The organism is Filifactor villosus (genome assembly GCF_042652965.1).
Classification (GTDB): domain Bacteria; phylum Bacillota; class Clostridia; order Peptostreptococcales; family Filifactoraceae; genus Filifactor; species Filifactor villosus.
In genome coordinates this window covers 111,059-130,664 of the sequence record NZ_JBHSHL010000025.1, presented here as the reverse complement: position 1 = coordinate 130,664, position 19,606 = coordinate 111,059, and the positions used below count along the sequence as shown (strand labels likewise).

The window sequence follows — 19,606 nt, the reverse complement described above, 5'->3', positions numbered from 1 at the left end:
AAAGAGCGTTTCCTGCTTTGTTGGAGCAATTCATTTGGCATCGATCGTTTTATGGTTAAGATGCCTTGTTTAATTTGTGTAGACACGCTCTAAGACTTTCGTCGTATAAAATTGATTTTAGTCTGATTTTTCGAATCATGCGATATTTCCACCGTATAACTTCCACTTGAAGTTTATAAAGATCATTTTACATAATCAGAGGTTTTTCAGATATGCTCCAAAACCTCCTGATTTATTGTATCACATACAGATGACAAATTGAACAGATTTTAGTACCGCCCCTGGTTTCAAACCTGATCCTGCAATCGGACACGGAAACATAAAGCAAGGCTCCCTTACCACCATTGATAGCTGAGAGCCTTAATACACTCGAGTCAAAAATCCGAACCTATTTTACAATATAGACTTGCATATCCTTTGTTCCTCGATTTTTCTGAACCGCTGTAAAAAACAAAGTTTTATACACTAACTGATCGGGATTACGTGAATCGTAACTTGTTTCATACCGGAATCTCGGCACCTGATTAAACTGCGTGATAGCAATATAATCTGAAACCGTGAAGACTCCAAATAAAAAAGCAATACATATAACCACTGCCAGTATGCGTAAGCCGGTCTTGACTACTATAGGTTTGATAATGAGATAAATACTTGTCACCAAAAAAACACTTCCTAAGACCGAATAAATACTTCCCCAACTGCTATCACTTGGAAATATCGCCAATGCCGATACAATGACGAACAAGCCGAATACCGACAGCAAAATACCGACCACTTTTTGTTTTCCGGCCCTTACCTCATTTCGGCTGTATTCAGCCATAGCAATAACAGTATCTCTTGTCTCTTGATCCATATTCTCACTTTTCCTTTCTCCGTTAATAATCTCCGGTATACTCACATCATAGAAATCAGCTATCTCGACCAGCATGGAGATATCCGGCATGTTACTCCCGGTCTCCCATCGAGATATTGTCCTGTTTGAGACATTCAGCTTTTCAGCCAAATTTTCCTGTGTCAAGTTCCTTTCTTTTCTGAGTTGCTTAAGGAAAGAACCTGTTTTTACCTGATCCATATAAAAACGACCTCCTTTCTATGCCAGAATACCGTATGGCAACATTTTTTAACACGACACAAAGCGAGAAAAGCCGTATTTTTGATACCCGACATATTTGTCCACCCGGTTTTTCTTGTTCTACCATTGATAGGAGTGCGGGAGCCTCCATGTCCTTAAGAAATTTCTTGTAATGACATGACCATCAAGATATTATCCTTCATTTCATGCTACTCTTCAATTAAACATCAGAGAAATATCTGTCTTATTTCGTTTATGCTGTTATCTTCCTAAATTAATATATTTATTAATTATAGGAAGATATGACCCGTCTAAGTCGGTTTTCAGTAATTATATATCCAACATTTCAAATGAAGAATAGTATTATCTTTCCTTTGACATCAACACGATCATCTCCACATGGCTGGTGTTCGGGAATTGGTCGACAGCCATACTTTTTACAATATTGTAGCCCGCATTCTTAAAGGTTTGGAGTTCATCCGCAAAGACTTTGGGGTTACAGGAGACATAGACAATGTTCTCGGCTTCGAAGCTTAAGATATCTCCCATCGCCTTGGGATGGATCCCGCTTCTGGGCGGATCGAGGATGATGAGATAGGGTTTTTCCTCGAGTTTTCCCACTTCCTTGGCGACATCTCCCGCGATAAATCGCACGTTATTCACCCCGTTGAGCACGGCATTTTCTCTCGCCATATCGACGGCCTCTTCCACGATCTCGATCGAAGTGATGTGCTTTGCAACATCGGAGAGCAGGATACCGATGGTCCCCGTTCCGCTGTAGAGGTCGAAGACGGTCTCCTCCTCTCTGCCTATGAGGACCTCCTCCACCATCTTTCTCAAAGTCGCATACAGGACCTCGGCCCCCCTCGTATTGGTCTGGAAGAACGAAAACGGAGAGATCCGAAACTCCTTGCCCAGCAACCTGTCCTTAAAGACGGGACTCCCGTACAGGACCTCCACCTTTTCGGGAACAACCGCATCCGAGAAGGAGTCGTTGTGCGTATGCAGGATCCCCTCTATCTTCCCGTCCAGTTCCAAACTCTTCAGTTTTTGGACATAGGTCGAGGTGTCCACTTCCTTCTGCGTCGTTGTGACCAAGTTGACAAGGATCTCCCCCGTGTTCTTCCCCTTGCGCAAAACAAGGTGCCTCAAGCATCCTTCCCTCCTCATAATATGGTAGAAGGGGAGAGCTTCCTCCTCGAAGTGCTCCTTGGTCAGCTTGAGGATACGGCGGTAGTCCTCGTCGATGATACGACAGTCTTCCACAAAGACGATGCTGTTGCTCCTAGTCGTCATATGCATACCCAAGGTAAGGGGGCCATCTTTTTCTTCATTTCCGAAGGTAAATTCCATCTTGTTCTTGTATTCACGAGGTTCGGGACTCCCCACGATCTCGAGCTCCCCGAACTCCTCGTGCCCCTTCTGCTCAAAACGCCTTATCAGCGCCTTCCTTTTCAGTTCCAACTGCTCTTCGTAAGCTACGGGAAGAAGGGAACATCCTCCGCAAACATCAAAATGTGCACAGACCTCCTCCGTTTCCAAGGGAGATTTGTGCACAACTTCCATTACCCTTCCTTCTCCTTTGTTTCCGCGGAGCTTCTTGATATATACCTTTGCGACCTGCCCCGGAATGGCGTGTTTTGCCGTAATCGTCTTCGCCTCACAATACGCCTTCGACGTTCCGTCCAAGTCAAACTCCTGAAATTCCAAGACCACAACTTCTTTTTTCTTCATTTGATACTCTCCGTTTCATACTCTTAAAAGAGAAGATATCCCGCTCCATCCTCTAAAGGAGCCGTTTTTCCCGTCGATAACTTATGAGATCGTTTAATACGATTCTCCGATAGAACTATGGTTTTTTGAGCCACGCAAATTCGTCTTATTTTTTACGAAGTACAAGTCGGTGATATCCATAGTTTAAACTTCTTTAATACTATTCCCCGTTTAAAATGTCAAGTAAACAGACTATATGTTTGTCAAAAACGTTTGGAGTAATCGTAGAATTCAAACTTCCCGACCGGACAAATTTAATACTACTATTCCTTTGAATAATGGATATCAACGATTTGCACTCCTATAGAAGAGAACACGAATTTTCGTGGTTGCAAAACAGATGTAACCATACTTCTATCGAAGAATAGTATAAGTATTAAAAACACCTCATAATTCAAAGCGTAACATCGCTATCGTCTCGATCTCCCGGACTGCCTATCTGCCCTCCTCGACCGATCCTCCGCTCTTACCCCTTCAATAAAGGGTGTTTACATAGTTGTCAATCACGGACCTTCGGTTCCCGTGTTCAAACAGCCCCGATTCATCCAACCTCTTTTGAAGGACCGGGTTGATCGAATGAAAGACCGCATTGACCTCCTCGTTTTCCAACAGAACTTCAAACAGCTTTTCCTCCGCCCTTACCCCTTCAATAAAGGGTGTTTACATAGTTGTCGATCACGGACCTTCGGTTCCCGTGTTCAAACAGCCCCGATTCATCCAACCTCTTTTGAAGGACCGGGTTGATCGAATGAAAGACCGCATTGACTTCCTCGTTTTCCAACAGAACTTCAAACAGCTTGTGTTTGAGATACTTGGACTGCACCCGAATATAATAGGCACGAATCCCGTCTCCCTCCGTCAGCCTGATCACATGAAAGATGTTTTCATCCTTTTTTCGGTAGAGGTAGTTCACCTTATCGAAGTACTCCTTGGCCTTCTCGGGATGCTTGTTCTTCTCTTCCAGCTCTCCGGCCAACATCTTGAAGTACTTGCCCGTCATATTGTAATACTGGTAGTTATAGATTGCCTTCCAGAGGTTATCCACATTCTTGAACGGCCTTTTGTCCAACTGTTTCAGAAAAAAATAATTCGATTCGATATATTCCTTCTTCGTAATATCCCCCTGATAGAACTGCCTGTTCAAAGAGTTTTTGTTCTCGAAAAAAAGTTCGAAAAAATTCTCTATATATGCCACGCTCTCCACCTTCTCCACTACAAAATTCCATCAAACACGGTGGATCTACTTCATCTCCTCATCACAAAGGATCTCAAACATCAGCCGTGTGAATCGGTCTTCGTTCTCCTTCATCGTATCGAACACTTCTTCCAGACTTAATGTTCCTTGCGAGATACCTGCCGCCATATTGGAGATACACGACAGGCCCAGCACCTCCATCTTTGCATGTGCGGCAACGATCGCCTCGGGAACCGTAGACATTCCAACCGCCGAACCGCCCATTATCTCATAAGCTCGGATCTCCGCAGGAGTCTCAAACATCGGCCCGCTCGTCCAGACATAAACTCCTTCCCGCAACGTTATCTCGCAGGAAGCAGCCGCCTTGAGGGCAAGACTTCGAAGCCTCTCACTGTAAAGACGGCTGAGATCCGGGAAACGCACCCCCATCCTCTCGTCGTTTGCTCCGATCAGAGGGTTCTTCCCCACCGTATTGATATGGTCCGTAATAAGCATGATATCTCCCGGAACAAAACTTCTGTCAACAGCACCCGACGCATTGGTCAGTATCAGCTTCTCAACCCCCAGAAACTGAAGTACCCTTATCGGAAAACTGATTTCCTCGACACTATAGCCCTCATAGTAGTGATACCTCCCCTGAAGGACGAGGACCTGCCTGCCCTGCACCTCGCCTACAACAAGGCGATTCTTATGCCCTTCCACCTTCGAGGTGCAAAAATGCGGGATGTCCCTGTAAGCAAGCTCCGCGATCTTCTCCACCTTCTCCGCAAAGCCGGACAATCCCGAACCCAAAACGATGGCCGTCTTTGCCTGAACATCAACCTTAGATTTGATGTATTTCGCCGCTTCCATTACCTGATCATACTTATGCATACTATCTTCCCCTTCTCTCAAAGCCCTTCCGCCTGCTACCGCTTTTTTAAAACCGTACGCTCTTGCCCTAATGAAGGTAGTGCAGAACCCCCACGACCGCCGGTATCGTTATCATAGACAAAATCGTACACACCGACGCGATCTGTGAAGCAAAGGTCTCATCACTTCCAAGGTTCGTAGCAAATATCGTCACATAACTTGCAGAAGGCATAGCAATCAAAATCGTCGGTATCATGATTCTCATATCCCGAAGCCCTGCTGCATAATAGAGCAGCATCATTGCAAAGGGGATGAGAAGAAGTTTGAAAAAACTTACCAAATAGATTTTATAATTGAAAACAAACTCCCTGATCTTTGCCCTGGACAAAGATACCCCGATGATGACCATAGCAAGCGGAGACATCATCGCTCCGCTGACCTCAACGGCTCCCTTCAGAGGCTCGGGGATCTCAAGGCGAAGCAGAAACAAGGCAAAGCCCGTCAATACTGCCAGTACGCCCGGATTCACTATGCTTTTGTAAAAAACATTGTGCTTGGACTTGATCTCTCCGTTTCGCGACAGAAGATAGACCCCGACACTCCACGAGGTAAACTCAAAGAACAAACTTGCCAGGGTCGCATAAAAGATGTTCTCCATCCCCAATACCTGTCCTATAATCGAATATCCCATGTACCCGACATTGGGAAGTATCATGGACAATTGCATAACATCCCTCTGTTTGCCCTCGGAGCCGGGGATCAAACGAACCAATCCGAAGGAGAGAAGGCTGATGATCGCGTACGTGAGTCCCATGATCAAAATGATAGACACCCCTACAGAAAACTTCTCCTGCGAAAAGGGGATCTGCATACCCCGAATGATCGCACAGGGCATTGCGATATAGAGCAGGACATGGCTGATCTGCCTCTGTCCTTCCTTTGACACAAGACCTTTCTTGCCCAAAATATAACCGAAGATAATAATGATAAACAGGCGTAACACCTGAAACAACGTATCGACAAAAATCATAGATCTTTCCTTTCTCTATGCTTGAAACATTCAAAAAATACGGCGACAGTCTCCTGACGTCATCCCTTCCGTCCAAAATCCGCTCGAACCTCTTCTCAAGAATCCTCTATCTTCTTCATATATACCCGTTTGAATCGGTGCATGATAGAACACTTACTGCGTTGTGCCTCAACTTCATATCATTCCTACGGACAGAGTTTCGATCTTCTCTCTATTATGAAAACACCGCACAATCTCAAAAAAACAGCAGAAATTCAGTTTTTCTCGGGCAAACACGTTTCTGAAACCTCTCCTTTCAGAGCCTTCCTATCTTTTGCAAAACAAAGGGAACATCCTTTTGTGTCTTTGTGAGATATTTCTCTAAAACTCAAGCTGAACGACCCGAAAAGTTGAATAAAAACGGGATTCCACTCCAAGAAAACGAGGATAACACTCAAGGCGTATCCTAGTTAAAATAACATTTTTTGCGTTTGTTTTCAATAGCCTTTGCCAAAAAACGCTCCCCTCTTCAAACGACAAAAAACAGCGAACCGTTTTAATTCGCTGCTTCTTCTACAATTCCATTCAAAGTGTTGTCCGCTTCACCGACGACCCGGTCGCAATTAGCGTCCAACCTTCCTCCCGATAAACTCTGCAAAGGCTTCCTTCTCTTCCCTGCTCTCAAAGACCCTCAACGGAAGGATGACCGCCATAGACGGGGCAGTAAAAAGGTAGATCGCCTTGTCCGATTCCATTACCTTAGTGATCTTCTCATACCTCATCGAAGACTCTTCATACTCGGTGATATGCAGGAGCCTCTCCTCTCCAAACTCGACGGTCGTTCGTCCGAAGATGTTCGACCTTCCCTCCTTGAAGATGATCTTCTTTGTATTGGCAAGGATAAGAGCATCGTAGAACTTGGGAAAGTAACGGTAGAACAGGAGGGAGAGAACTCCCATCACAGACAAGGTACACTTATCTACAAAATCGATTGTTCCCGTTCCTTCCATAAGCCAAAAAACCAACCACACCCCTGTAGGAACGACGGTAAATACAATATGAAATATTTTCTTCTGCCTTCGGTAGAACTTCAAGTCTTCGATAGCAAACATACTGAAATCCAAATAATCCTGTTTTGTAAAATCAAAGCTTAATCTCAAAGGACTCCTTTCTTCCACATCTTCCTCCTCCAAAACACATAAGAGCATTATTCAACAGAAGAATAGACCTATTGATCCTTCAACTACGAAATATAAATCCTCGGTATAAATAACTGCAATCAATAATAGTATAAGACCTCTTCGAGCCCTTTTCAGCATTGCAAGGAATCTGATAGCCTTTCTTTGTCTAAAAGCGGAAATAATCGCTGATCTTTTCCATATAGAGATGGGGCAGTTTCTTCATCCTTCCCAACCTCCTTGAACGAAGGAATCTTTCTTCACGCCCCGAAAACTTCTTCAAACAATCCATGTATGCTTTTTCGATGTTTTCTGCAAACCTTTCCTTGGAAAATTTCACACTCGACTCCAAGGCACAGTCTGAAAAACGTTTTCTCTTTTCTTCATCGCTGAGCAGTTCATTCAAATGTCTGTTGAACTCATCTCCCGTTTCGAAATAATAACCGTTGACACCTTCTTCAAGAATATCGGCAAGGCAGGCATCCTTCTTACAGACGAGAGGCGTCCCCGCCATCAACGCTTCCACATAAGTAAGCCCCTGCGTTTCGCTCATTGAAGCACTGACAAAAACATCCGCCAATTTATAATAGAGATAGATCTCCTCAGGATCAACCATTCCTGTAAAAATAACATTGTCGGAAAGTTTGAGACGCGAAATCCGATTCTGCAACTCTTCCCTGTACGGTCCATCTCCCACGATCAGCCAGACAATCTCCGGATGTGCTCTTTCCACATACAAAAAATAATCCGCCACCTCATCAAGGTTCTTCTCCAAACCGATCCTTCCTATGGTCGCAATAATTTTTTTGTCCTCGGAGATACCGAGTTTGCATCTAAGAGCCCTCTTTTCTTCCTCCGATACCGATTTTCCAAACTTATCCATCGCCAAGCCCGTCGGAATCACATACACCGGTAAGTCGACTCCATAGTCTCTCAAGGTCTTTTCAACCTTACCCGTAGGTGCAACTACCGCATCCACCATTCTTAACGATTCACGCGTAAAAAGTTTTGCCGACTGCCTACTTATCGCATCGACTCTTAACAAATACCTTGTATAATGCTCATACATGGTATGATAGGTATGCACAATGGGAATGTTCAGCACAGAGGCGATTTTCTTTGCAATAACCATAGTAAAAAACTCCGTCTGTGTGTGGATGATGTCCGGTCTCCATCTCTCGATCTCTTTACGAAACGTCTTCTCGATCGGAACAGTGCCTCGCACCCCCGGATACACATACATCCGAAAAGATCGAAGATAGTACACATCGTCCCGTTTCTTCATATGGATATCATCCGACAAAGTAAGGATTCTCACATCGTGTCCTCTTGCCTTCAACTCCCGATACAGCATATTGACCGATGTAACGACCCCGTTGATACTCGGAAGGTAGGTGTCCGTCGTAATCAAAATCTTCATAGATAAGTTCCTTTCTCTTTCTGCCTCAACAAAAATCAAGAATCTTTTTCTTTTAAAAGAATACCGCATCCGCTGTCGGTTTCCACGGTTATTGTGTAAAAAAACGGAAACAATCTCAAGGGAAGACTTACAATAAATCAAAAAGCAGGCAGGAGAGTTTGACAACCCTCCTGCCTGCCCCTTCTTATTCCAGGTTTAATTTTTTAGACAAAATATAGTGGTTGAGCAGGAAGAAACCGCAAGCCAATACAATCTGTATCAGTAAGATAATTCCAAAAATCTGATTGATATTCCCCCAAAAAAGATCTCCTCCATACATAAGACCTTCTCCTTCTCCATAGTATTCCATCAAGGGCTCCAAAATGTTTGCTATAAAAACACCCAGTACATTGCTGCCAACAATATAGATAACAAAGGCCCATATCGTTCTATGCTTTGCAAAAGGAGGAAGATGTGCAATCGAAATCGCAGCGTAAATCATACATACTCCTGCAACATAGCCGAACAACATATTGACCAAAATCAGGAGAAGAAAGAGTTTATCCGCCGCTCCAAACACCATTTTCATTGTATGCATCATGTCACTGATATGTTCGGGAGTAATGACCTGCACGAAGATCAAAACAAAACTCAAAGTCGCAACGACCATACTCAAAAACATCCATATCATTGATGATATCCACTTGGAATGCAGGATGGACTCCGTCTTTACCGGAAGGGTCATCATCAGATACCCCTCATCACCCAGCAAATTCTTGCTGTATCTGGTAACGATCATAATGATGGTAATCACATAGAGAGCAATGTAGCCCGACACAAGGATGAGGGTCAATAAGCTGGGGATGATTCCTTCAGCTCCGTAAGTTTCCAACCCCGACCTCATCGAAGCCCCTACATTCAGTCCCAGAAGAAGAGAGCTTATGAGGATCAAAGCATATAAGGGTACAAAATAGCGTGCAACCGACTTCATCTCGTATTTAATCAATTTTCCTAACATTTGAATACCTCCCTGAACAAGTGATCGATCGAGCTTTCCTTCTCTTCTCTGATATTATCGACGCTGTCCTGTAGATAGATCCTTCCCTCTTTGATCAGGATGACTTCATCGAGGATCCTCTCCACATCTTGAATCAAGTGGGTGGATATCAGGATTGCGGAATTCGGGGAATAATTTCGGATGATGGTGGAGAGAATATAATCCCTTGCAGCGGGATCGACTCCTCCGATCGGCTCATCGAGCACATAGAGTTGGGCCTTTCTTGACATCACAAGAATGAGCTGTACCTTTTCCTTGGTTCCCTTCGACAAGGTCTTCAACCTCGCCTTTTCATCGATACCAAGGTTATCGAGCATCTCCCTTGCCACATTGATATCGAAGTCTTCATAGAAATCTTCAAAGAACTTCAGAAGCTGAGATACCTTCATCCAGTTATTCAGATAGGTCCTCTCCGGAAGATAGGACACGACCTTCTTACTCTCCAGCCCCGGCCTTTCTCCATTGACCAGAACCTGTCCCTCATCCGCCTGAAGAAGTCCGTTAATCAGCTTGATCGCCGTCGATTTTCCGCTTCCGTTCGGTCCCAAAAGACCGATGATTTTTCCCGTATTTAACTTAAAGGACACGTTCTGCAAGGCATTTAACTTCCCAAAACGCTTGGTCACATTCCGAAATTCGACCAAACATCTTCCGTTTGCCTTTTCAAAGGACGTTTCAAAATCAACAATATCCTTTTGTTGCAATTCCTCTTTTTCTTTCATCTGAACTTCTTTTTCCAAATTCATCCTACTTCCCCCCTTCAAACAAATCATCCAATAATGCTCTGATCTGCTCCTTTGTATAACCCAACTCCTTCAGTGAAGTAATAAAGTCCTCCATATATTTTCTCGCCAAATCTTTTCTCTTTTGTTCAATAAGTTCTATATCCTTGGTTACAAAACGTCCCGCCGTCCTCTCCGAATAGATAAGCTTCTCCCTTTCCAACTCCGAAAGAGCCTTCTGCATCGTATTGGGATTGACTCCCGCAAGTTTTGCCAACTCTCGAACCGACAAGATCTTCTGACCTCCCTGCAACTCTCCGGACATGATCTGCTTCTTCAAATAATCCATCAGCTGAAGATAGATCGGGCTCTTCTCATCAAACACCCATGTCATCCTTGACCCTCCTTCATCCACCATTTTTGTACTATTGAATTGATACAATAATATAATAGGGCATTTTTCCTTCTACGTCAAGCAGTTTTTGGATTTCTTACAAGTTTTTTTCAAAAAAAAAACAGCAGTCTGTCTTTTACTCATGCTCAAACTGCTCTTGTCATGCCCCTGCCTCAAAAAAACCTCAAGATATCCGAAAAATGATATGGATTGTAAAGATATTGTAACCTCACATTTTTTTATTATTCGATACAATATAAAGAAGAGTGTTTTCTATGTTCGTTCCTGTCGAAAGACAAGAAGATACTCGAAGCGAGGGTCGGCTTTAAGCACAAACGTGTTTGTTCATCTAAAAACAACATCTTTTCCGAACAGCTTTTTATCCGTACCTTGCATATCACATGAATACGGAAGGACGGTCTTCCGTTACAAAAGGAGGAAGCTATGAAAAAAAAGTTTTTGATCTTTGTTTTACTGCTCTCTGTACTCCTTCAAACAGGAGTGAGCTTTGCACAGGAGTCGGTTCGTGATGTTTTCGACTACTTGGACTCTGTATTGATTCTCCATGAAGGGAGGAGCTCCTTATCGAATTCAAACACCGCTTCTCGGGGTAGAGTTATCCTCGGCAATGAAGTCCTGTTTACGGATTTTGAACATCTCATCAGCGGCAAAAGAATCGGCTTGGTCACCAATCAGACCGGAGTAAACTCTAGAGGCGAAAGCACTGTCGACAAGCTCTACAACCACCCTTCCGCTCGTCTGGTTGCAACCTATGCCCCCGAACACGGTCTCGACGGCAAAACCAAAGCGGGAGCCTATGTGATGTCCTATACCGATACCAAAAGAAACCTTCCCGTCTACAGTCTTTACGGCAAAACAAGACAGCCTTCTGCACAAATGTTGGAAGGGATCGATCTTCTCATCTTCGATATGCAGGACATCGGCTCCAGAACCTACACCTATATGTCTACCCTGAACTACGTTATGAAGGCGGGTGCAAAACACAACATCCCCATCCTCGTTCTCGATCGTCCCAACCCCTTAGGTGGAACCATCGTCGAAGGTCATGTCGCAAAGGATAAGTACCTTACCTTTGTCGGCGTGGACAACCTTCCTCTTGCTCACGGTATGACCTGCGGAGAGTTGGCACGTTTCTTCAACCGTAAGATCCATGCCGATCTTACCGTGATTCCTATGAAGAACTACTCTCGCTCGATGATATGGCAGGACACGGGACTTCCCTTTGCTCAAACATCTCCGAACATCCCCGACATCGAATCGGCCTTCCTCTATATGGCCACGGGAATGGGAGAAGGAACCGGAATCGGACAGGCGAATAAATTTCATTGGATCGGAGGAAAAAACATTGATTCGGTAAAATTTGCCGACAGCCTAAATCGTTCGGGGCTTAGTGGAGTTCGTTTTGAACCCGCCACCATCAACGATCGTGGCGGAGTCAAGGTCATCATTACCGATTACCACACATTTAACCCTGCAAAAACAGGTATCTATGCTCTCGCAACAGCAAACCTTCTTCGCCCGATTCAAGTTCCGAGTGAAAAAAACGGAGTCATACCCATGTTCGAAAAACTCTTCGGAAGTGACGCTATGGGAAAATCTTTGAAGAAAAAACTGTCAGGCGAAGAAATTGTCGAAAGTTACCAAAAAGAATTAAATACATTCAAAGCCTTAAGACAACAGTATTTGATCTATCCTTAAATTGAAATTTTTCTTGTTAATTTCATCCATTTGACGCAAAAAGGCAGGATTTTTGTTTGAATTGAACTAATTTTCAGATAATATTTCTGCCTTTTCCCTATCTTTTTTTACATTCCCCTTTAAACCGTCTGTTTAAAACGTTCTTCCCTTCCCCTCTGTCTTCTTTTTGTTACCTTTTTGTAACCGTTTTGTGTTTTTTTCTTGAATTATAGAAAATAATCGGATATAATTCAAAAAAACAAAATTTACAAAGGAGTAACTTATGAAAAAATATTCTTTAATCCTTGCATTAGCCTTGTTTTTGACCTCTGTACAGATGGTTTGGGCAGATGACAAGTCAGTAAGCGAAGAATCGATTTCAAACACGACTCTTGAGAAACAGGTACAATCGGAAGAGACTTCTGCAACTGCGGAGGTTGAAGCATCTAAAGCAAAAACCGAAGATAATACGACAACCGAAGATAAAAACACCTCCGAAAGCACTGCAAAACCCGAATCCGCAACGGAAAACGCCGAAGCGGAAGATCTTCCCCACGACTTTTATCGTGCGGGCAAGAGCGGGAAAGTTTCCGACGGAGATGACAACGACAATGACAACGACAATGACATTCCCGAAGAAGAGCCGGAGGAAGAACCCGCTCCCGTACAACAAAAAAATACACAGCCTCTTTCAAACATATCAAACGATAAAAAGGCTGTTCGCATCAGGAGTTTTATCCGTGCAAAAAACAAGAGTCTAAGCGTTCAACAACGCTCGGATATTGCAAATGCCGTACTCAAGTATTCAAAGAAGTATAATGTTCGAAGTTCGCTGATTATGGCTGTTATCTGGAAGGAAAGCACCTACTCTCCCACCACAAAAACGGGACCTTGTTACGGTTTGATGCAAATCCACAGCAAATACTCAGGATCGGGTCTAAGTACAAAACAAATGTACAGTATTTCCATCAACGTCGATCGGGGAACCCGGGAACTTTCTTCCTACCTCAAAAAGTACAATGGAAACGAAGTCCTCGCTCTGACTGCCTACAACTGGGGAATAGGAAATGTCGCAAGAGGAACCTACAACACCAAGTATGCCAACAACGTACTTGCTAAGGAAAAGAAAATCATCGCTTATATGAGCAAATAAAATTCAACTCAAAGCATACAAAAAAACTGTTGTCTTTTCTTACATAAAAACAACAGTTTTTTTGTATAGCAGCCGATTGCGGCATAGACCTATCTCTTCTTATCCTCCTTCTTCTCCCTTTGACTTTTGATCCCGTACTTATTCATCTTTTCATAGAGGGCGGTCCTACTGATCCCGAGCATCTTGGCCGTCAAAACCTTATTGGAATGACAGTTGATCAAAGCCTCCTGGACAACCTTCTTCTCATACTCGCCCATCGTCTCTCCCAAGGGTCTGATATCGGTCTGATAGACGTTTTTCGTGACTCTCAAGGGCAGATGCTCTATTCCAATTACTCCATCGGCACCGACAAAGTTACCGGCCCTTTCTATCACATTTTCCAGTTCCCTGACATTTCCCGGCCAATCGTAGTTCATCAACATCCTCATCGCCTTGTCACTGATATCGTAAAACGGCATTTCTTCTTTTCCTGCAAGTTTTTCAATAAAATGGTAGACAAGGTCGGGAACATCCTGTCTTCGATCTCTGAGTGGTGGTATTACAAGTCTTACGACGTTGAGCCTGTAATAGAGATCGGAACGAAAATCCCTTGTATCTACCATTTTTTCGAGGTTTCGATTCGTTGCCGATATGATCCTTACGTCAACCGCCTCGGTAACCGTTGAACCTATCTTCTTAACCTCGCGTTCCTGAAGAACCCTGAGCATCTTTACCTGCATATTGAGAGGAAGCTCTCCGATTTCGTCGAGAAAGATCGTACCCCCATTCGCTGCCTGGAACAGCCCCATCTTCCCTCCTTTTTTCGCACCGGTAAATGCCCCTTCTTCATATCCGAAGAGCTCCGACTCCAACAACTCTCCCGGAATACTTGCACAGTTTACACAGATAAAGGGATATTTTCTCCTCGCACTCAAATCGTGAATTGCATGGGCATAGAGTTCCTTTCCGGTCCCACTCTCTCCCAGGATCAATATGTTGGAGTTATTCTGGGCTATCCTCTGTATCTTATTTTTGAGTTCCATCATCGGTATGGAACTTCCTATAATATCATTTAAAGTGTATTTGGAGCGATTGCTCTGATTAAAATTCTTCTTATAGTAGTTGAGTTCCACCTCCATCTCCTTGATCCGCTCCGAAAGGGAATACAATTCCGCCGTATCTCGAAACACGACCCTTCCGAAAGCTCCTACGATCTTCTCATTGTGATAGACCGGAATTCGGTTGGCTATCATATTTTTTCCATGTATCTTCTGCGTCGCTTCGATCTCCGCCTTCCCTGTCTTTATCACGATGTGCATCCTTGAGTTTTCAATTACATCGGAGACATGTTTTCCTATCGCTTCAGAGCGCTCCACCTTCAAAAACTCCGCATAAGCTTTGCTCAACTCCACGATGATCCCATCCTTATCGACAAAGACCAGGAGTTCGTTCGTGTCTGAAAGTATCATCTCCAAAAGAAAATCGGAGTTCATCTTAACTTTGTTCTCGTCTTTTTCAAGCATCTCTGCACCTCCTTCTACATACCGCGATCACTCTATCCGGATAAGACTGTCCGGTCATCCTATTTTCCCGATCGAAACACGAAAATATCGATGCTATAGTATTATTCATTGCATTATTGATATCAGCACAAGATCGTACTCCACAAAAAACGAAACAGAGCTTCATAGTTGAAAAATAGACCGGATGAGCTTTCCATCGGATAACAGTATGACATGATCACAGAAAAGCAGCTCCGTTCTATTAAGAAGTGAACCATCTTGATGTCGAACGTTTACACGGATGATCCGAAATGGAAGTTCAAGCGGAACACATCGCTTCCCGAAAACAGTTTGCAACCCTGAGATTTCATGTGGAAAACAATAGGAATGAAACGTCTCTTTGCACATATCCGCACTCGGTCTTCGGTTAAAAAAAGAGCGGTACAGTTATACTGCCGCCCTTTCTTACAAGTTGTTCCATAGCAACACTTATGCTATTCATTTTTTAGAGTTGTCAAGACAACGGTCCGATATCAACCGTAGACCTTTCTTTAATCATAATACAACGAAGAAGCGTTTGCAAGAGACTTTCTCCCATTTCATTCACAAATACCTAAAAAAGAGAGGAACAAGAGAAATTTCCCTTACTTTTCATACAGGGTACTTGCTACCTTGGTAAACATTTTGTCACGATAACGAATCAATTCCTCATCCTTTCCGTTGCTGTAATCATAGAACCCTTTTTGATTCTTGACTCCGAGTGCATCGTTTTCAAAGCACTCCTTCAAAAGACCGAAGACTTCCTTTTTATCACACAGGTCTTCAAAAAGATAAGATGAGATATTGTAGAAGATATCAAGCCCGCCGAGATCTGCAACCTGGAAGGGTCCCAAGCACGCATATCGAAGTCCTAAACCGTACTTCATTACATCATCAACCGACTCCGCCGAAGCAATCCCCTGCTCAACGATATGAAGACACTCTCTCATAATCGCAAACTGGATTCGATTGAGCACAAAGCCCGGAGCATCACGAACGACGACAGGTTTCTTATTGACCTTCAGGGACAACTCCTTGACAATCTGTGCATTTTCCTCCGTCGTCTTCTCCCCCTTGATCACTTCTATCAAAGGAATGATATGAGGAGGATTGATCCAGTGCATTCCGCAAAATCTCTCCGGATTCTTGACGACCTTTGCAATCTTGGTAATACTCAAACCGGAAGTATTACTGCAAAGCACGATGTCTTCGTCGACAATCTCGGATACTTCAGACCAAAACTTGTGTTTGATATCCAAATTCTCAAGGATTGCCTCTACAACGAAGTCCGCTTTTTTGAACACATTGATATCTCCGGTATATTGTATTCGTCCAAGGAGCTTCCGAGACTCTTCGGCACTTATGACCCCTTCGTTAATTTCCGTTTCCTGATTCAATGAAATCAGTTTCTTTGCCTTCTCCAAGGCTTCCTCGAAAATATCGTACAACACAACTTCATATCCAAATTTTGCAAAGGTTTCTCCCATAGAAGAACCCATCGTACCCGAACCTGCAATTACAATTGTTTTTATCTCTCGCATCTTATTTCTCCCCTCATTGACTCCTACAAGCTACGGTTACAAGGGTTGTATCCTCTACAACCCTCAACCTTTTTCTACCTTATATATTCTACCGCACGATCCTTCTTTATACAATACCGACGGTTCCGAGCAGAATAATTACGATTACCGCTATTGTCGGGATTACAACTGTACACATTCCGATATTTACATAGCATTCCTTATGTGTCATACCCGTAATTCCCAACAAGGTAATGACCGCACCGTTATGCGGAAGCGTATCGAGACCGCCGCAGGCGATCGCCGCGACCCTGTGTAGTACCTCAGGGCTGATCCCGGAATCCATCGCTCTCTGGAGGAAGGTTTCTCCAAAAGTCTCCAGAGCAATCGACAAACCTCCCGATGCCGAACCTGTTATACCTGCCAGAACCGAAGATGAAATGGCCTCTCCTACCAGAGGATTGGAGGATACATCCGTCATAAAGGCCGCAACCAAAGCAAAGGCTCCCAAAGATTTGATAACGTTTCCGTATCCTACCTCCGATGCCGTATTCATTACTGCCAGAAACGAACCTTGAACCCCTTCCTTGATCGTTGTCATAACCCCTTTTTCAAATCTCTTGAGATTTAGAACAATCGCTAACAAAACACCGCAGATCAACGCCGTGATCAAACTCCAGTTGCCCAACACCGCTCCCAAAGTCGTATTGTACTGTTCTTCCAAATAAGCTGCATCCGTATGTGCAAAAACGAATTTTGTAAACACAAAGTTGCCGATCAATACAACCAAAATCGGAAGAATCGATGCTCCGAAACTCGGCAGCTTATCCTTGTCTTCTCCATGCAGATGACTATCTGCGTGATCTCCATATCCTTCGCCCATAGCTCTCGCCTTCTTCGCTCTGCTGTTGAGCCAAAACACCCCGCCGAACATCATAATCGCTGTCGCAACGATACCCAAAATAGGAGCTGCAAAGAGATCCGTTTCAAAAAACTTCATCGGGATCGCATTTTGGATCTGGGGAGTTCCCGGAACCGCCGTCATCGTAAACGTAAATGCTCCCAAAGCGATTGCCGGAGGAAGAAGCCTTTTAGGAATATCCGCCTTTTTGAACAGAGCTGCACCGATCGGATAAATGGCAAATGCTGCAACAAAAAGGGATACCCCTCCGTAAGTAATAACCGCACACGAAAGTACGACCGCCCATATCTCTTTTCCTTTACCTACTTTTTCGGAAATAACTGTCGCAATCGACTTCGCTGCCCCCGTATCATCCATTACCTTTCCGAACAATGCTCCGAGAAGGAACACAGGGAAATAACTCTTTACATAACCTGCCAAACTTACCATAAATCTCTCGGTATAGGTCGCAAGCAAATGAACATCCTCTCCCGCAAACCCTGCAAAAATGACTGCGAGAAGCGACAGAAGCGGCGCCAATATAATAACCGACCATCCCCGATAAGCCAAATACATCAACAATGCGAGTGACAAAATAATACCGAATATACCTATCATAATGTTTCCTCCCTTAATGTGATCTGCAGAAGACCCGTCCTTTTGCTCCAAGTTGCTTCACATAAAACCTTCCTTAATATACCTAGCCTCACATAACAAACAGTGGTACACGCCGGACTTTCATCCCTGAATAAGCTTACGGGAGTACCTCAAAGAGATATCACCCTCTTTGATAATACTATCCTTGTTATCGATCAGCCATGTGGTTTGAGCACGGTCATCACTTATACGATTTTCAGCAATGATACATACCCTTTCCCCAATAGCTTGAACAGATGTGATAAAGATACAAATAGACTGAAAAAATACTCTCAAAGATTTTATGGTTTGTATAAAGATGACTGCGAATCGTTCTTCAAGCGATCATGTCCTCTCTCCGTAAAACGTATTCATACATCGATATACCTACCTTCGTAAAGCTCACTGAACCTTGTTCAACTGCAGATAATCTCATCTTTATGTCCTCTTGGTTTTTGCCGTTCTTACCCGGTGTGTTGACACATAGATAGCCCTATTGATTTCAACTATTCTGTCAGAACTTTTTCCTTCTAACACAGGGTTGAAAATAAGGCGAACTTCCGATCTGCCTTACACTAATTCGCTGTCCATCCTCCATCTATGGTGATCGCACTTCCTGTGATATTGGCCGCCGAGTCCGAGCATAGGAAGACGACCATATCCGCTACCGTCTTAGGCTCAAGCATTGTCTTAATCGCAGCTTTTTGAAGCATAATCTTGCTCACGACCTCTTCCTCGGAGATATTGTGTGTCTTCGCCTGTGCGGCAATTTGATTATCCACCAGAGGTGTTCGTACATAAGCCGGACAAATGGCATTGACCGTAATCCCGAAGGGACCTCCTTCCATTCCCGCCGTCTTGGTCAGACCCACCAAACCGTGCTTTGCCGATACATAGGCGGACTTAAACTCGGATGCTACCAAACCGTGAATAGAACTCAAGTTGATAATTCTTCCCCAACCGTTCTCCTTCATAGAACTCCATACATATTTGGTCAAAAGGAAGGGAGCTGTCAACATCAACGACATCATAAAATCCCAACGGTCTTCCGGAAACTCCTCGATTGGAGAAACTGTCTGGATTCCCGCGACATTTACCAAGATATCCACTCGAGAAAACTTTTCTTTCGCAAAATCGATCAAACTCTTGCAAGCATCCCTTTTGCTCAAGTCTGCTACAAAGTACTCTCCCCCGATCGTTTTGGCAGCCTCCTTCAATCCTTCTTCATTGACATCGGCCATTACCACCTTTGCATTTTTCTCGGCAAGTTCTTTTGCAATCGCATAACCGATCCCGCTCGCCGCACCTGTAACAACAGCAACCTTGTCTTTCAGCATTTTTCTTCCTCCTGTCTCAACATGATATTCTTACCGTCTAGGATAAAAGCAAATTTTATACCATATTTATCAAACAGTTCTCCAACATCTTTATTTTCAAACTTTTTTATTTTCCATTATCAAAAAAATAATGATTTTCTTTTCTTTTTTCGTTCAAAAATTCTAAAAATGTATTTTTTTCATAACATTC

The 19,606-nt window shown here is 43.7% G+C and carries 17 protein-coding genes; 2 read left to right on the top strand and 15 right to left on the bottom strand.

Annotation, left to right across the window (positions count from 1 at the left end; all coding sequences use genetic code 11):
• Positions 1-388 precede the first annotated feature (388 nt).
• From ACFO4R_RS07510 to ACFO4R_RS07460, 11 genes are all read right to left on the bottom strand, one after another.
• Positions 389-1,072 carry a helix-turn-helix domain-containing protein gene (locus ACFO4R_RS07510; protein WP_379788457.1) on the bottom strand — a complete coding sequence of 228 codons (684 nt, stop codon included), beginning with the start codon at positions 1,070-1,072 and terminating at the stop codon, positions 389-391.
• Between the two features lie 363 nt (positions 1,073-1,435).
• On the bottom strand, positions 1,436-2,806 hold the full coding sequence (gene rlmD, locus ACFO4R_RS07505; protein WP_379788456.1) for a 23S rRNA (uracil(1939)-C(5))-methyltransferase RlmD: 1,371 nt from the start codon (positions 2,804-2,806) through the stop codon (positions 1,436-1,438).
• Positions 2,807-3,319: 513 nt separating this feature from the next.
• The gene (locus ACFO4R_RS07500) at positions 3,320-3,496 is read right to left on the bottom strand and encodes a DUF6648 family protein (RefSeq protein ID WP_379788473.1); all 177 of its coding nucleotides are present in this window, start codon (positions 3,494-3,496) and stop codon (positions 3,320-3,322) included.
• Positions 3,492-4,040, bottom strand: a complete 549-nt coding sequence (locus tag ACFO4R_RS07495) for a DUF6648 family protein (protein ID WP_379788454.1) — start codon at positions 4,038-4,040, stop codon at positions 3,492-3,494. The genes ACFO4R_RS07500 and ACFO4R_RS07495 overlap by 5 nt, the downstream gene beginning before the upstream one ends.
• Positions 4,041-4,085: 45 nt before the next feature.
• Positions 4,086-4,913: a purine-nucleoside phosphorylase gene (locus ACFO4R_RS07490; RefSeq protein WP_379788453.1), complete on the bottom strand. Its 828-nt coding sequence runs from the start codon at positions 4,911-4,913 to the stop codon at positions 4,086-4,088.
• A gap of 67 nt (positions 4,914-4,980) precedes the next feature.
• Positions 4,981-5,922, bottom strand: coding sequence for an AEC family transporter (locus ACFO4R_RS07485; protein ID WP_379788452.1), 942 nt, complete (start codon positions 5,920-5,922; stop codon positions 4,981-4,983).
• A 602-nt stretch (positions 5,923-6,524) separates the two neighbouring features.
• Entirely contained in the window at positions 6,525-7,079 is a 555-nt protein-coding gene (locus tag ACFO4R_RS07480) for a YcxB family protein (protein ID WP_379788451.1), read from the bottom strand.
• Positions 7,080-7,248: 169 nt separating this feature from the next.
• Positions 7,249-8,499: a glycosyltransferase family 4 protein gene (locus ACFO4R_RS07475; protein WP_379788450.1), complete on the bottom strand. Its 1,251-nt coding sequence runs from the start codon at positions 8,497-8,499 to the stop codon at positions 7,249-7,251.
• 184 nt (positions 8,500-8,683) lie between these two features.
• The gene (locus ACFO4R_RS07470; protein ID WP_379788448.1) at positions 8,684-9,496 is read right to left on the bottom strand and encodes a hypothetical protein; all 813 of its coding nucleotides are present in this window, start codon (positions 9,494-9,496) and stop codon (positions 8,684-8,686) included.
• Complete coding sequence (locus ACFO4R_RS07465) at positions 9,490-10,281, bottom strand: ABC transporter ATP-binding protein (RefSeq protein WP_379788447.1); 792 nt, start codon at positions 10,279-10,281, stop codon at positions 9,490-9,492. The genes ACFO4R_RS07470 and ACFO4R_RS07465 overlap by 7 nt, the downstream gene beginning before the upstream one ends.
• A gap of 1 nt (position 10,282) precedes the next feature.
• Positions 10,283-10,651 (bottom strand): GntR family transcriptional regulator, encoded by a 369-nt coding sequence (locus tag ACFO4R_RS07460; protein ID WP_379788446.1) that lies wholly within the window; start codon positions 10,649-10,651, stop codon positions 10,283-10,285.
• A 444-nt stretch (positions 10,652-11,095) separates the two neighbouring features.
• On the opposite strand from ACFO4R_RS07460, the gene ACFO4R_RS07455 reads away from it, so the two are divergent.
• Complete coding sequence (locus tag ACFO4R_RS07455) at positions 11,096-12,370, top strand: DUF1343 domain-containing protein (RefSeq protein ID WP_379788445.1); 1,275 nt, start codon at positions 11,096-11,098, stop codon at positions 12,368-12,370.
• A gap of 262 nt (positions 12,371-12,632) precedes the next feature.
• A complete protein-coding gene (locus tag ACFO4R_RS07450) occupies positions 12,633-13,502 on the top strand; it encodes a transglycosylase SLT domain-containing protein (protein ID WP_379788444.1) in 870 nt (289 codons plus the stop codon).
• An 89-nt stretch (positions 13,503-13,591) separates the two neighbouring features.
• Here ACFO4R_RS07450 and ACFO4R_RS07445 read toward each other — a convergent pair whose 3' ends face one another.
• From ACFO4R_RS07445 to ACFO4R_RS07430, 4 genes are all read right to left on the bottom strand, one after another.
• The gene (locus tag ACFO4R_RS07445) at positions 13,592-15,004 is read right to left on the bottom strand and encodes a sigma-54 interaction domain-containing protein (RefSeq protein WP_379788443.1); all 1,413 of its coding nucleotides are present in this window, start codon (positions 15,002-15,004) and stop codon (positions 13,592-13,594) included.
• A gap of 623 nt (positions 15,005-15,627) precedes the next feature.
• On the bottom strand, positions 15,628-16,563 hold the full coding sequence (locus tag ACFO4R_RS07440) for a 3-hydroxyacyl-CoA dehydrogenase family protein (RefSeq protein ID WP_379788442.1): 936 nt from the start codon (positions 16,561-16,563) through the stop codon (positions 15,628-15,630).
• Between the two features lie 106 nt (positions 16,564-16,669).
• Positions 16,670-18,061 (bottom strand): GntP family permease, encoded by a 1,392-nt coding sequence (locus ACFO4R_RS07435; protein WP_379788441.1) that lies wholly within the window; start codon positions 18,059-18,061, stop codon positions 16,670-16,672.
• Positions 18,062-18,654: 593 nt separating this feature from the next.
• Positions 18,655-19,416, bottom strand: a complete 762-nt coding sequence (locus ACFO4R_RS07430) for a 3-hydroxybutyrate dehydrogenase (RefSeq protein WP_379788440.1) — start codon at positions 19,414-19,416, stop codon at positions 18,655-18,657.
• Positions 19,417-19,606 lie beyond the last annotated feature (190 nt).

Excerpts from the sequence above, each read along its gene's own strand:
- ACFO4R_RS07510 (WP_379788457.1), bottom strand. The coding sequence starts at position 1,072 with ATGGATCAGGTAAAAACAGGTTCTTTCCTTAAGCAACTCAGAAAAGAA.
- rlmD (WP_379788456.1), bottom strand. The coding sequence starts at position 2,806 with ATGAAGAAAAAAGAAGTTGTGGTCTTGGAATTTCAGGAGTTTGACTTG.
- ACFO4R_RS07490 (WP_379788453.1), bottom strand. The coding sequence starts at position 4,913 with ATGCATAAGTATGATCAGGTAATGGAAGCGGCGAAATACATCAAATCT.
- ACFO4R_RS07485 (WP_379788452.1), bottom strand. The coding sequence starts at position 5,922 with ATGATTTTTGTCGATACGTTGTTTCAGGTGTTACGCCTGTTTATCATT.
- ACFO4R_RS07475 (WP_379788450.1), bottom strand. The coding sequence starts at position 8,499 with ATGAAGATTTTGATTACGACGGACACCTACCTTCCGAGTATCAACGGG.
- ACFO4R_RS07470 (WP_379788448.1), bottom strand. The coding sequence starts at position 9,496 with ATGTTAGGAAAATTGATTAAATACGAGATGAAGTCGGTTGCACGCTAT.
- ACFO4R_RS07465 (WP_379788447.1), bottom strand. The coding sequence starts at position 10,281 with ATGAATTTGGAAAAAGAAGTTCAGATGAAAGAAAAAGAGGAATTGCAA.
- ACFO4R_RS07460 (WP_379788446.1), bottom strand. The coding sequence starts at position 10,651 with ATGACATGGGTGTTTGATGAGAAGAGCCCGATCTATCTTCAGCTGATG.
- ACFO4R_RS07455 (WP_379788445.1), top strand. The coding sequence starts at position 11,096 with ATGAAAAAAAAGTTTTTGATCTTTGTTTTACTGCTCTCTGTACTCCTT.
- ACFO4R_RS07450 (WP_379788444.1), top strand. The coding sequence starts at position 12,633 with ATGAAAAAATATTCTTTAATCCTTGCATTAGCCTTGTTTTTGACCTCT.
- ACFO4R_RS07445 (WP_379788443.1), bottom strand. The coding sequence starts at position 15,004 with ATGCTTGAAAAAGACGAGAACAAAGTTAAGATGAACTCCGATTTTCTT.
- ACFO4R_RS07440 (WP_379788442.1), bottom strand. The coding sequence starts at position 16,563 with ATGCGAGAGATAAAAACAATTGTAATTGCAGGTTCGGGTACGATGGGT.
- ACFO4R_RS07435 (WP_379788441.1), bottom strand. The coding sequence starts at position 18,061 with ATGATAGGTATATTCGGTATTATTTTGTCACTCGCATTGTTGATGTAT.
- ACFO4R_RS07430 (WP_379788440.1), bottom strand. The coding sequence starts at position 19,416 with ATGCTGAAAGACAAGGTTGCTGTTGTTACAGGTGCGGCGAGCGGGATC.